At 55.0% G+C, this 13,085-nt stretch carries 14 protein-coding genes; 7 read left to right on the top strand and 7 right to left on the bottom strand.

Translation table 11 applies throughout. The features are described 5' to 3' along the window. Positions 1-4: 4 nt before the first annotated feature. The 7 genes from ACQGQ5_RS12965 to ACQGQ5_RS12935 all read right to left on the bottom strand — a co-directional run bounded on the left by ACQGQ5_RS12965 (position 5) and on the right by ACQGQ5_RS12935 (position 6,155). Entirely contained in the window at positions 5-1,066 is a 1,062-nt protein-coding gene (locus tag ACQGQ5_RS12965) for a LacI family DNA-binding transcriptional regulator (RefSeq protein WP_455736911.1), read from the bottom strand. Positions 1,067-1,252: 186 nt separating this feature from the next. After that, positions 1,253-2,158, bottom strand: a complete 906-nt coding sequence (locus ACQGQ5_RS12960) for a magnesium transporter CorA family protein (RefSeq protein WP_455736910.1) — start codon at positions 2,156-2,158, stop codon at positions 1,253-1,255. Positions 2,159-2,318: 160 nt separating this feature from the next. Then, a complete protein-coding gene (locus ACQGQ5_RS12955; protein ID WP_455736909.1) occupies positions 2,319-3,188 on the bottom strand; it encodes a MetQ/NlpA family ABC transporter substrate-binding protein in 870 nt (289 codons plus the stop codon). Between the two features lie 40 nt (positions 3,189-3,228). Beyond that, positions 3,229-3,891 (bottom strand): methionine ABC transporter permease, encoded by a 663-nt coding sequence (locus tag ACQGQ5_RS12950; protein WP_455736908.1) that lies wholly within the window; start codon positions 3,889-3,891, stop codon positions 3,229-3,231. Further along, a complete protein-coding gene (locus ACQGQ5_RS12945; protein WP_455736907.1) occupies positions 3,881-4,894 on the bottom strand; it encodes a methionine ABC transporter ATP-binding protein in 1,014 nt (337 codons plus the stop codon). The genes ACQGQ5_RS12950 and ACQGQ5_RS12945 overlap by 11 nt, the downstream gene beginning before the upstream one ends. 97 nt (positions 4,895-4,991) lie before the next feature. Next, entirely contained in the window at positions 4,992-5,654 is a 663-nt protein-coding gene (gene trmB / locus ACQGQ5_RS12940) for a tRNA (guanosine(46)-N7)-methyltransferase TrmB (protein WP_455736906.1), read from the bottom strand. A 12-nt stretch (positions 5,655-5,666) separates the two neighbouring features. Continuing rightward, complete coding sequence (locus ACQGQ5_RS12935; protein WP_455736905.1) at positions 5,667-6,155, bottom strand: YbaK/EbsC family protein; 489 nt, start codon at positions 6,153-6,155, stop codon at positions 5,667-5,669. A 394-nt stretch (positions 6,156-6,549) separates the two neighbouring features. Here ACQGQ5_RS12935 and ACQGQ5_RS12930 point away from each other — a divergent pair, with 394 nt between their 5' ends. From ACQGQ5_RS12930 to ACQGQ5_RS12900, 7 genes are all read left to right on the top strand, one after another. Next, the gene (locus ACQGQ5_RS12930) at positions 6,550-7,590 is read left to right on the top strand and encodes a GGDEF domain-containing protein (RefSeq protein ID WP_455736904.1); all 1,041 of its coding nucleotides are present in this window, start codon (positions 6,550-6,552) and stop codon (positions 7,588-7,590) included. 138 nt (positions 7,591-7,728) lie between these two features. Continuing rightward, positions 7,729-8,778 (top strand): FAD:protein FMN transferase, encoded by a 1,050-nt coding sequence (locus ACQGQ5_RS12925; RefSeq protein WP_455736903.1) that lies wholly within the window; start codon positions 7,729-7,731, stop codon positions 8,776-8,778. A gap of 173 nt (positions 8,779-8,951) precedes the next feature. Next, the gene (gene rsxC / locus ACQGQ5_RS12920; RefSeq protein ID WP_455736902.1) at positions 8,952-10,292 is read left to right on the top strand and encodes an electron transport complex subunit RsxC; all 1,341 of its coding nucleotides are present in this window, start codon (positions 8,952-8,954) and stop codon (positions 10,290-10,292) included. Further along, on the top strand, positions 10,292-11,245 hold the full coding sequence (locus tag ACQGQ5_RS12915; protein WP_455736901.1) for an RnfABCDGE type electron transport complex subunit D: 954 nt from the start codon (positions 10,292-10,294) through the stop codon (positions 11,243-11,245). The genes rsxC and ACQGQ5_RS12915 overlap by 1 nt, the downstream gene beginning before the upstream one ends. Next, positions 11,235-11,789, top strand: coding sequence for an FMN-binding protein (locus ACQGQ5_RS12910; RefSeq protein ID WP_455736900.1), 555 nt, complete (start codon positions 11,235-11,237; stop codon positions 11,787-11,789). Before ACQGQ5_RS12915 ends, ACQGQ5_RS12910 begins: the two co-directional genes overlap by 11 nt. A 1-nt stretch (position 11,790) precedes the next feature. Beyond that, entirely contained in the window at positions 11,791-12,480 is a 690-nt protein-coding gene (gene rsxE, locus ACQGQ5_RS12905; RefSeq protein ID WP_455736899.1) for an electron transport complex subunit RsxE, read from the top strand. Continuing rightward, the gene (locus tag ACQGQ5_RS12900; RefSeq protein WP_455736898.1) at positions 12,477-13,085 is read left to right on the top strand and encodes an electron transport complex protein RnfA; all 609 of its coding nucleotides are present in this window, start codon (positions 12,477-12,479) and stop codon (positions 13,083-13,085) included. Before rsxE ends, ACQGQ5_RS12900 begins: the two co-directional genes overlap by 4 nt.

Raw genomic sequence — 13,085 nt, 5'->3', positions numbered from 1 at the left:
TTCTTCATTTGCGCATTCTTGTCGTCTGCCCCATTTTCAGAGAAACGGGCAGCACGTTCTCCCTGGAGCTGAGCTTCCCCTTTGCGACCTGATCGATAATCAGTTTTGCCGCAAGCCGCCCGATTTCCTCGATCGGCTGTACGACGGTGGTCAGCGCGGGCGTCATCAGCGAGCTGAGCTCCACCCCGTCGTATCCCACGATCATGACGTCGTCCGGGACTCTTTTACCCTGCTCGCACAGCACCTTGTACAGGGACAGCGCAGTCATATCGCTCAAAGCCAGAATGCCGTCCACATACGGAAAGCGCTTCAGCAGCTCGCGCGCGCTTTCGACCGCGTCGAAGCGGTACTGGCTTTCCATGAACAAAGGCTGGATGCCGTGTTCGTTGCAGACGTCCACATAGCCCAGAAAGCGCTGGCTCCCGCTGGAATATTTCTGCGGCCCGCGCATGAGGACGATATGGCGGCACCCGCACTCGATCAGATGCTCGGTAGCAAGGCGCCCTCCCGAGTAATTGTCGGACTGGACCACCGCAGTATAACGGCTGCCTGCGTCCTTGTCCAGAGCGACAACGGGCAGCGGGCAGCTGCGGATTTCTTCATCCAGATTATCATTGTTGGCGGTAATAATAATGCCGTCCGCATTCATGGCGGTAAGCATATTGATATAGGCGACTTCCTTTTTCGGATTTTCGTCCGAATTGCACAGGATCATCTTATAGCCGTTCTGAAACGCCTCATCCTCAATCGCCCGGCCGATCTCGGTCAGGAAAACGTTCAGGATGCTCGGCACGATGTAGCCGATGATCTTCGAGGACTTTTTATAGAGCGAACGCGCGATTTCATTCGGCTTGAAACCGGTTGCATCGATCGCTTCCAAAACGCGTTTTACTTTTTCGTCGCTTACTTTTGCCGTCCCGTTGATGACACGGGACACAGTTGCCGACGAGACACCGGCTAATCTCGCCACATCGCTGATCTGAGCCAAAATCATCACCATAGCTTTCCCGTTAAAAATGCGGTTGAACCGGACCCCGTTCCTTTTGAATTTTGAAACCGGTTTCAATGTATTTCCATTCTACATCAACGTTATCTGATTGTCAATATTTTTTCACACTGACAATATTTTTTGTTGATAATGACCAGCGAACAAGCTTTTCCATTCCGCGAAAACGGTCTTATCCCTCATAATTATATTACAGCGGGCAAAATAGTTCCAGTACTTTTTGAAATTATTTTCAAAAGGAGATTTTTACAGGATCTTCTTCTTTTTGAAAAAAAGAAGGCAGACGACCACAAAAACAGCCGAGAGGCCCGCGGCAAAAGCGTAGCCGTACGGCCACTGAAGCTCCGGCATATACTTGAAATTCATGCCGTACCAGCCGACCAGAAGCGTGAGCGGAAGAAAAACAGCGGTGATCACGGTAAACAGCTTCATAATCGCGTTCAGCCCGATGTCCACCTGCGACTGATACGCCTCGCGCACCTGCGTGATATAGTCGCGCAGGTTCAGCACGCTCCGGTTCAGGCGGTCCACCCGGTTCGTAAACATCTTGAAATAGCGCAGCGCGCCGGGGGACAGAATCCCGTTGGAGTTTTCCTCGATGCTCTCCGCGACGTCCAGCAGCTGCTCATAATATTTTTTATAAAACATCAGCCTTTTCCGCATCGCGATGATATCCTTGATAAAATCCTCGTCCGCGCCCTCCATGACCCGTTCCTCCAGCGCGGAGATTTCCTCTTCCAGCGCTTCCAGCTCCTCCGAATCATGAATGGTCAGGTTGTTGAAAAACGCGTAAAGAATCCGCGTGATATTCAGGCTGGACGTTTTGCCGCCCGCAAAAGCATCCAGCACGTCCTGTACCGCACGGTTTTCCCCCTCGCCGGCAAAGACCATCCGGTCCGGCAGGATATACAGCCCGATCCGGTGGGTCAGATACCGTTCGTTGTCGTTGACGACATTCAGAAGAATAAAGTCATACCCGTCGTACGCCTCCAGCTTGGCGGGACCGGGGTTCGCGCACTCGCTGAACGTGTGCGGCGCCGCGCAGAAATGGCCGGCGCGCAGCTCCTCCGGCGTACAGACGCAGACGGTGTCCGGCGCAAACGGTGTGTCCGCTTCCTCCAGCGTTTCTTTCGTAATCCGATAACACTTCATAACCATACTCCCTATGTTTTCTTTTCCCGCCCTGCAGTGGTTCCCCTCGCAGGCGGGTCCAATGGAATGAATCCCATTGTAGCAAAATACGCCCCTTATTTCAACGTCAAAACACCTGCACGGATTTCTCCGTGCAGGTGTTTTCTGCCGTCGCTTTCGCTTATTTTACCGGAACAACAGCCCCTTTGAACGTATCCGTGATAAAGGTTTTGATTTCCTCGCTCTTCAGCACTTCCACCAGCGCCTTGATATCCTCGCGGTTTTCGTCGCCCTCGCGGACAGCGATAATGTTGGCGTATGTGGCCGCCGCAAGGGAATCGTCCGCTTCCGCCGCGAGCGCGTCGGAAACCTTCAGATTTCCCGCGAGAGCATAGTTGCCGTTGATGACGGCCAGGTCCACGTCGGGCAGGGTACGGACCAGCTGGGCGGCTTCAATTTCCGTAAACTTCAGCTTCTTCGGGTTTTCCGCAATGTCCTTCTGAGTGGCGGTGATCCCGACGCCGTCCTTCAGCTTGATCAGTCCCTGATCCTGAAGCAGCAGGAGCGCCCTGGCTTCGTTGGAAGTATCGTTCGGAACCGCAATGGTCGCGCCTTCCTTCAGATCGGCAAGGGCCTTGGTTTTCCCGGCGTAAATGCCGAACGGTTCATAGTGGATGGAGCCCGCGGAAACAATTTTGGTTCCATTTTCCTTGTTGAATTCATCCAGATACGGCTGATGCTGGAAGTAGTTGGCGTCCAGGTCCTTGCTGTCCAGGGCTTTATTGGGGAGAACATAATCGGAAAATTCCCTGATCTCAAGCTCGTAGCCCTTGTCTTTCAGCAGCTTGGCGGCTTCCTTCAAAATAATCGCGTGGGGCGTCGGGGACGCGCCGATGACGATTTTCTTGGCTGGCGCCGTGCTTTCCGCTTCGCCGGAAGCCGGGGCGGCAGAGGACGCGGCCTCAGAGGACGCGGCTGCGGAATTCGCGCAACCGGCAAATACGGAAGCGCAGAGCGCCGCAATTAAAATTGCCGATAATAATCTTTTCATTGATAAAACCTCCAAAATTCAGATGTGAATCGTTTATCGTTTAATGTTTTCTTTTGTCGCTTCGTCCGGCCGCCCTCATCCCGATGCCCTGAAGCACCTGAACGATCACAACCAGCAGAACAGTGGCCACCAGCATCATATCGCCCTGCCAGCGGTAAAGCCCGTAATTGATCGCAATGGTACCCAGCCCGCCGCCGCCGACAACGCCGGCCATGGCGGAATATCCCAGAATCGTGGTCGCCGCAATGGCGCAGCCCACAATCAGGGAAGGCTTGGATTCGGGAAGCAGGACCTTCCAGATAATCTGAAAGTCGGACGCGCCCATGGACTGCGCGGCTTCAATCACGCCGATGTCAATCTCTTTCAGCGAGGACTCGACGAGCCTCGCGATAAAGGGCGCCGCCGACAGGGTCAGCGGAACAATGGTCGCCGTGGCGCCGATGGCGCTGCCCGTCACCAGCCTTGTAAACGGAAAGATGGCGATCATCAGAATCAGAAACGGGATGGAACGGGTCAGATTGACGATCACGTCCAGCACCTTATACAGAGAAGCGTGAGGGCGGATCCCGTCCTTTGCGCTGGTGAACAGCAGGATTCCCACGGGCAGGCCGATAAGATAGGCAAAGAGTGTGGAAACCAGCACCATATACAGGGTTTCACCAATGCCCTGCACCAGCATGCTCAGCGTCGACTCATCCCACATAACCGTTCACCTCCTCAGCGGACAGACCCTTCGCGCGCACATAATCAAACATCTTCCGCGCCAGAGCCTCGTCCTGCGGCAGCTGGACCACCATCTGGCCAAACGCCTTGCCGTCTATGTCTTTGGTGTCTGCGTACAGGATATTGACGGGAGCCTTACAGTCGAGAACCATATTCGCAATGACCGGCTCAAAAGAAGAATTTCCGTCAAACACAATGCGCATACATCGCTTGCTGATCATTTTATCGGGATGTTTCCCTTCGGGGTAAACCAGCTTCTGCGCCGCCGCCGTCTGCGGCCTGTGGAAAATGTCCTCCACAGAACCGGATTCGACAATCCGGCTGTCGTCAATAATGGCGACGCGGTTGCAGATTTCCTCTATCACGCTCATCTGATGCGTGATAATGACAATGGTGATGCCCATCCGGCGGTTGATATCCTTCAAAAGCGCCAGGATCGACGTGGTGGTGGTGGGGTCGAGGGCGCTGGTGGCTTCGTCGCACAAAAGCACCTTCGGATTGGTCGCGAGCGCGCGGGCAATGGCCACACGCTGTTTCTGGCCGCCGGAAAGCTGGGCGGGGTACGCTCCGGCCCTGTCGGCCAGGCCGACGAGCTCCAGAAGCTCTTTCGTCCTTTTTTTTGCGGACGCCTTGTCAGCGCCGGCCAGCTCCAGGGGAAAACGGATATTCTGCTCCGCCGTGCGCTGCATCAGAAGATTGAACTGCTGGAAAATCATTCCCATGGACCGGCGAACCGTGCGCAGGTCCTTATCGGAAAGGGCGGACAGATCGCGCCCGTCGAACAGAACGGTGCCCCCCGACGGTTTTTCCAGCATGTTGATACATCGTACCAGCGTGCTCTTACCGGCGCCGCTCATACCGATAATGCCAAAAATATCGCCTTTCTCAATCGTCAGGTCAATATCACTTAAAGCCCGCACCTCAGAATCCTTCGTGTGGAAGGTTTTGCTCAACGATTGAATTTCGATGATAGCCTCGCCCAAGCCGACACCCCCTCAAATAGTATTACTAAACATATAGGAATTATAGTTAATATTGCATAATTTGTCAATGCATATTGCAAAAATAAATAAAACAATCTTATTTTCCCGTCCACCGCGCGGCAAGCGCCTTGATTTTTACGCCCTTTTCCATGAACATTTTTTCATGCTCGGTCAGCGCGTTTCCCAGCTGACCGCCGCCGTGCAGATCGTAGGTCATGGACAGAATCGTAAACCCGCTTTCTTCAAAGTACACCAGCGAATCGTCAAAAAGGGCGTCGTCGTCGGTTTTAAAGTGGATTTCTCCGCCCTTTTGCAGAATCTGCTTGTAATTTTCAAGCTGGCGGGGATAGGTCAGCCGCCGTTTGTGATGCTTGGCCTTCGGCCACGGGTTGCAGAAATTGATATAGATCCTCTCCACCGTATCTTCGGCATTCATCACGGTGAGAATCCGCTCAATATCCTGCGCCATCAGCACAACGTTGTCCGGCTGTGCGTTCCGCTCCCGGAACGCCTGTTCAATATTCCGTTTGGCCGGACCGAGAACGGCGTCCTTCAAATCGATGCCCATATAATTGATTCGCGGATTTTGCGGGGCAAGCCCGGCGAGGAAAAGGCCCTTTCCGCAGCCAAGCTCCAGGTGAATGGGCTGCCGCCGCCGGAAAAAGCCGTGCCATTTTCCAATGTACCGCGCGGGATCGCGGACAAAAAAGCTGCACGCGTCCAGCTCCGCCGCGGCCCACGGTTTATTGCGCATTCTCATGACGGCAGACCCCTATCCTTTTTCCGGAAGATCCTGCCAGTTTTTGCAGACATCCACCCATTTCACGCTTTGGGAAACACGGAAAAGCTCGTCACAGCTCAGTTCCACACAGGAGCTTGCGCTGCCGCCCGCGGGAAAAATTCTGGAAAAGCGTTTCAGCGAAACGTCACAGTATACCTTTGCGCAGGGCGGATTTCCAAACGGGCAGACGCCCCCGACCCGATACCCGGTCAGCTGCTCCACCTCGCCGGGAGCAAGCATTTTCGCCTTTGTGTTGAACTCCGCCTTGAATTTTGCGTTGTCCACCTTGGCGTCTCCCGCGGCGACGACAATCACGCAGCCACCGTCGCTGTGAAAAGAGATCGATTTTGCAATGCGCGCTTCCTCAACCTTCAGCGCCTGCGCGGCCAGCTCCACCGTCGCGCTCGAAACCGAAAACTCGTGCAGGCGTTCTTCCATCCCGTATAATTTTAAATAATCCTTTACTTTCTGAACCGACATCATTTCCTCCGGCTTTCCGATATATATATTGATAGGTACCTGTCCGGGCATGCCGAAAACATGCGGACGGTCAAAAACCGCGGGATTCCCCGCTGTATTCCGATCAATAATGGAATTCTTTATAGTATAGCATACTGCGTGAAAGTAAAAAGTATTTTTATTCAAATTTGTAATAAGGCACAAATTTCAACGGATTCTTTTTCCGTTTTATGTATCTGTTTCCCTATGCCGAAAAATCCGGAATTTTCGCTTCCCGGCCGCACAGCGGCAAGCCGGACGTCCCGCATAACGGCGCCGCCGTTTGCATAAAGATTATCACCCGCGAAGAGCGCGGCGCATCTTTTACGGATTGCTCTTCACCGTTTCAACAGTATATTGGAAAGGACGTGAGCTTTTGCCGCTGTGCGCAATTCCCGCGGCTGGAACCGCGCTGATCTTTCTGCTGCTTGGAACTTTCGTCGTTCTGCTGCGCCGGAAAAACGCCGCCGGCGGAAAAAGGGGCCGGGAGCTGAAGGCGCTGGCCGCCAATATTCCCGGCTGCGTACAGCACTGCAAATACGACAGCTTTCTCACGATCGTGTACTGCAGCGACGGCCTTCCGCGGCTGACCGGATATACCCCGGAGGAAATCGGGCGGTTTTTCCACAACCGGCTCCTTCTCATGATTTACGAGCCCGACCGCGAGGGCATCCGGCGGAGCATAGACGCCCAGCTTCGGGACGGCAGCGTCTTCGACGTGCAGTACCGCCTGTTAAGAAAGGACGGCACCCTGATCTGGATTCTCGACAAAGGACGGCTGACGGCCGAAAGCGGGAAGGAATCCGGGCTCTACTGCCTGCTGACGGACATTACCGGCCAGCGGGAAATCATGCGCGAGCTGGTGCAGAAAGCGCAGCGCGACGGGCTGACCGGGCTGCTGAACAAATCCGCCACAAAATCGTATATAGAACAGGCGCTGACCGGCAGCGGATTTTGCGCACTGTATCTCATCGACGTCGACCATTTCAAGGATATCAACGACCATCTTGGCCATATGTTCGGCGACTCGGTGCTGGCCGAAATCGGCGGCAGGCTGAAAAAGCTGTTTCGCGCTTCCGACGTGGTGGGACGCGTCGGAGGGGATGAATTCATGGTGCTTCTGAAAAGCATCGGCGACCTGTCCCTGGTAGCCGAAAAAGCGGACGCCATTCGCCGGAGCCTGCAGCAGACTTTCGAAAACGGACCGGAGCCGTATTCCGTCTCCGGAAGCATCGGTATCGCGGTTTACCCGAAAGACGGCAGAACCTACGCGGACTTATATAAAAGGGCGGACGCCGCCCTTTACGAGGCGAAGCGCCGCGGCAGAAGCCGGTTTGTCATTTTTGACGGCGGGCTGGAAGCATCCGGGCACAGAAACGGCGCTCCCGAACGATCCGATTCCCTCCCCCTTCGGTGAAAACGATCGGAAAACCACAGGAAGCCGGCTTCCGGCAGCTGCGCCGGCAGCCGGCTTCCCTTTTCATAAATCCCCAAAATTCTTGAAATATCCCCAAATCGTGATATAATTCTAAGCAGTTACGCAAGGGAGGAAACAATGGATAAAAACAGGAAAATCATTCTGACGCTCAGCGTTTTGCTGGCCGCCGTCATCGCCTGTCTGGCCTTCCTCTGGATCAGATTCGGGCAGCGGGCGGACAGCTACGAATGTACGAACTTTGCAATGGGAACTTATGTCCAGCAGACCGTTTACGGGAAAAACGCAAAAACGGCGGCAGCAGCAGCCGCTAAAAAAATAGGCGAGCTGGAAAACCTGATCTCGTGGAGAATCGCAGGCTCCGATATCGACAGGCTGAATCAGGCTTCCGGTTCCAGTTGGGTCAAGCTCGACGCGAGAACCGTCGCCCTGCTCCAAAAAAGCCTTACCGTCGCTCAGAAGTCCGGCGGGGCCTTCGACCCCACCATCCTGCCGATTACCTCCCTGTGGGATTTCGGAGGAGAGAACCAGCGTGTTCCCTCTGAGGCGGAGATCGATACCTATTTAAAATATGTGGATTATCATTATTTAAGAGTAAACCCAAAGGATTCCACCGCGTCCCTGAAGCTGCACTATACCGCGGTCGAGCTGGGCGCGATCGGAAAGGGCGCCGCCTGTGACGAAGCGGTCGCCGCCTACCGGCAGGCCGGAGCGGACTGCGGGATCGTCGCCGTCGGCGGCAGCGTGGGGGTGTTCGGCACCAAACAGGACAAATCGCCCTGGCGTGTGGCGGTGCGTGATCCCCTCAGCTCCGAAACGCAGAGCGCTTCCATGGGCACGATTGACCTGGCCTCCGGTTTTGTGTCCACTTCCGGTACCTACGAAAAGAATTTTACGGAAAACGGTGTTGCCTATCACCATCTTTTAAACCCGAAAACCGGCTGCCCGGAAAACAACGGCCTGCTTTCCGTCACGGTGGTCTGTGACGACGGCGCGCTGAGCGACGCGCTTTCCACCGCCTGTTTCGTTTTGGGAAAAGAGAAAGCGACCGCCCTTCTGAAGGAATACAACGCCGGCGGAATCTTTATCAACAGCGATCATCAGGTATTCGTCACGGATAATCTCGCAAATTCTTTTAAAATTGTCGAAAAGCAATATATTTTAAAATAAAATGAGTTAAAATCAGAATATTAAGATCTTTATATCTGATATTCTCAAACGCACTCCTAACGTTTCGTTCCCCGCAGCACGTCTGTGGACAAACTCTGCAGGCGTGTTTTTCATGGATATCAGAACCGTTTACCGGTAATTGACAGCAGATAAGCAAATATGGAGGAAAAAACATGGAATTGACATTTCCGGCCAGGCCGTTCAAAACGCATGGCGGTGCGGATGTTCCCCACCATAAGAGTACGGCGCAGATTGAGTCCGCCGTGATGCCGCCCCCGGCACAGGTGGTGCTGCCCATGCAGCAGCATGCGGGCGCTCCCTGCGTCCCGCTTGTAAAAGTGGGCCAAACCGTTCTGCTGGGGCAGAAAATTGCGGACAGCGGCGCATTCATCAGCGCCCCGATTCACGCGAGCGTCTCGGGCAGAGTCAGCGCGATCAACAAGGTCATGCTGCCCGGCGGACAGTATACCGACGCGGTTGTCATCGACTCCGACGGTCAGATGACCGTTTCCCCGGACGTAAAACCGCCGGCAACCGAAACACCCGAAGCGTTTATGAAAGCGATCCGGGAATCGGGGCTGGTGGGGCTTGGCGGGGCGGGGTTCCCGGCGCACGTAAAGCTCCATGTCCCGAAGGATAAAAAGCTCGACACCATGATTGTCAACGCGGCGGAATGCGAACCGTACATAACGGCGGACCACCGCGAGGCGATTGAAAATTCCTGGGACGTGCTTTCGGGAATTTACGCCGTGGCGGAGCTGTTAAAGCTGGAACGCGTGATCATTGCCGTGGAAGACGACAAACCCGACGTAATTGAAATTCTGAAAAAAATCGCGGACAGCGCAACAAACGACCCGGAGGACCGCGTGCGCATTCTTCCCCTGCACGCGCGTTATCCGCAGGGTGCTGAAAAAGTGCTGGTCAAGGCCTGTACGGACCGTGAAATCCCGATGGGAAAACTGCCCGCCGACGTGGGTTGCCTTGTGATGAACGTTACCTCTGTGTCCTTTATTGCCAAATACCTGAAAACAGGGATGCCGCTTGTGAGCAAGAGAGTCACCGTCGACGGGTCGGCGATCCGGAATCCACAGAATGTCATCGTCCCGATCGGCACAAGGATCGCGGACATGATCGAGTTCTGCGGCGGGTACCTGTCGGAACCGAAAAAGCTGCTGATGGGCGGCCCCATGATGGGCCTTGCCCTGGCCGGCGACGGGCTGCCCGTCCTCAAACAGAACAACGGCATCCTCGCCTTCGGGGAAAAGGAAGCCCGGATGAGCGCGCCGACCGCATGCATCCGCTGCGGCCGCTGTGTGGACGGCTGTCCCATGAACCTGATCCCTGCGCAGCTTGAAAAATACTCCAATGCCAAGGATGTTGAAAAGCTTCAGGAATACGACGTCATGGCCTGCATGGAATGCGGCACCTGCGCTTTCAACTGCCCGGCGGGCAGACCTCTTGTACAGGCCATCCGGCTCGGCAAGGGACTGGTAAAAGCGGGAGGTAAAAAATAATGGCAGAGAAACTGATCGTATCGTCCTCTCCCCATATCAGAAGCGGCGTGACGACCCGCAAAATCATGCTGGACGTCATCATTGCGCTGACTCCGGCGGCAATCGCTTCCGTGATCATCTTCGGATTCAAGGCCCTCGCGCTGATCCTCTGCTCCGTTGCTTCCTGCGTCCTCAGCGAATATGTCTGCAGAAAAGTCATGAAGCGTGAAAACACCATCGGCGACCTGAGCGCCGTAGTAACCGGCATCCTCCTTGCGTTTAACGTACCCGTGGGCGTCAGCCCATTCATTGTCATCTTCGGCGGAATCGCCGCCATTGTGGTGGTAAAGCAGATGTTCGGCGGAATCGGGCAGAACTTTGTGAACCCGGCGCTGACCGCGCGCATTATCCTGATGTCCTCCTTCCCCGCCCAGATGAGCAGCTGGAACGCCCCGTTTTATTATCTGCACAGCACCGACGCGATGACCACCGCTTCCCCGCTCGGCATCTTGAAAGAGGGCGCAAGCGGCACCATGCCGACGCTGCTCAATATGCTGGTCGGCGTCCGCGCGGGATGTCTTGGGGAAACCTGTGCGGTGGCGCTGATTCTCGGCGGTATCTATCTGGTGGTGCGCGGGGTCATCAGCCCCGCCATCCCGCTGTGCTATATCGGCTCCGTCGCCGTGATCTCCCTGATTGCGGGAAGGAACGTTCTGTTCGACCTGCTCGCGGGGGGCCTGCTGCTCGGCGCCATCTTCATGGCGACCGATTACGCTACCTCCCCGATCAACCTGAAGGGCAAGATCGTCTTCGCCGTCGGCGCGGGCATCATTACCATGCTGATCCGTATTTTCGGCCAGCTTCCGGAAGGCGTGTCCTTCTCCATCATCCTGATGAACCTTCTGGTGCCGCATATCGAACGCTTGACACGTCCCAGGGCATTTGGAAAGGAGCGTGTGAAAGTTGAAGATTGACACAAAAGAGGTGCTCACCCCCGCCCTCACACTGTTTGTGATCTGTCTGGTCACTGCGGTCCTGCTGGCAGGCACAAACCTGATGACGCGCGATAAAATCGTGGAGATCAACCAACAGTCCGAATCCGCTTCCCGCCAGCTTGTCCTTCCTTCCGCGAAGGCTTTTGAGGATTCCAAAGACGGCACGTACGCGATCGGCAAAAACGGAAACTCGCTTGCCGGATATGTGTTTACCACCAAGGCAAAAAGCTACGGCGGCGATCTGAAGGTGATGACCGGCATTGATAAAGACGGCAAAATCACCGGCGTCATCCTGCTGTCCATCGGCGATACGCCGGGCCTCGGCCTGAATGCGGAAAAAGAAAGTTTTCGCGATCAGTATAAAAAGGCCGTCCCCGAAAACGGATTTGAAGTGATAAAATCCGGCGCGGCCTCAGACACGCAGATCGAGGCGATGACGGGCGCCACCATTACGAGCAAAGCCGTCACCGCATGCGTGAACGACGCGATTAAAGAATATCGGACAATAAAGGGGGGCGAATGAAATGGCGAAAACTCCATGGCAGGAATTCAGCAAGGGCATCATCAAGGAAAACCCTGTTCTTCGCCTTGTGCTCGGCACCTGCGCCACGCTTGCGCTGAGCACCTCCGCAAGCAACGCGATCGGCATGGGACTTGCCACGACCTTTGTGCTGGTGGGGTCCAATACGGTCATTTCCCTGCTGCGCAGGATCATTCCGGATAAGGTGCGTATCCCCTGCTATATTACGCTGATCGCGGGATTCGTCACCATTGTGCAGATGCTGATCGAAGCGTATTCCCCCAGCCTGAAAGCGGCGCTCGGCATCTACCTTCCCCTGATTGTTGTAAACTGCATCATTTTGGGCAGGGCCGAGATGTTTGCGAACAAAAACAAGGTCCTTCCGTCCGTTCTGGACGCCCTGGGGATGGGTGCCGGCTTTACCGCCACGCTGCTGGTGATGGGCATCGTCCGCGAACTTCTGGGCGCCGGAACGGTTTTCGGATTCCCGATTACCGCCGGATTCGTATCGCCCATTATCATCTTTCTGCTCCCTCCGGGAGGCTTCTTCGTGTTCGGCATGATGATTGCGCTGGCAAACAAACTGGCGGCCGGAAAGGGTGCCGAACCGGCTGAGCTGGGCTGTCAGAACTGTCCTCTCTGCGGAAGCTGCTCCATGATGGCTGAAAAAGAAAAGGAGTGTGCGGGAAAATGATCAAAGGATTAGTGGCCATTTTTTTGGCTGCCATACTGACCGAAAACTACATTCTCAATAAATTTCTGGGCATCTGCCCTTTTCTGGGCGTTTCCAAAAAGCTCGACACCGCAACCGGCATGAGCATTGCAGTCACCGTCGTCATGGTGATCTCCACCGCGGCGACGTGGCCGATTTATACCTATGTACTGGTTCCGCTGGACCTTGCGTACTTGCAGACAATCGTGTTTATTTTGATTATTGCGGCCCTCGTTCAGTTTATTGAGACGGTACTGAAAAAATACATTCCTTCCCTGTACAACGCGCTCGGCATTTACCTCCCCCTCATTACCACCAACTGTGCCGTGCTCGGCGTAACCATGCTGGTCATTGAAAAAGGCCAGTCCGATCCGACCTTCGGCTTTATCCAGTCGCTTGTAAATGCGTTTGGCTCCGGCATCGGCTTTCTGGTGGCCATGGTTATCTTCGCGGGCGTGCGGGAAAGAATTGAAAACAACGATATTCCAAAATCCCTTCAGGGTCTGCCGATCACACTGGTTGCCGCGTCGCTGACGGCCGTGTCGTTTCTCGGCTTTCAGGGCCTTGTCGACGGCATGCTGGGTTAG

It is taken from the genome of Caproiciproducens sp. (assembly GCF_053840905.1).
The sequence above is the reverse complement of the archived record's forward strand: the minus strand, read 5'-3'. Positions and strand labels throughout refer to the sequence as shown.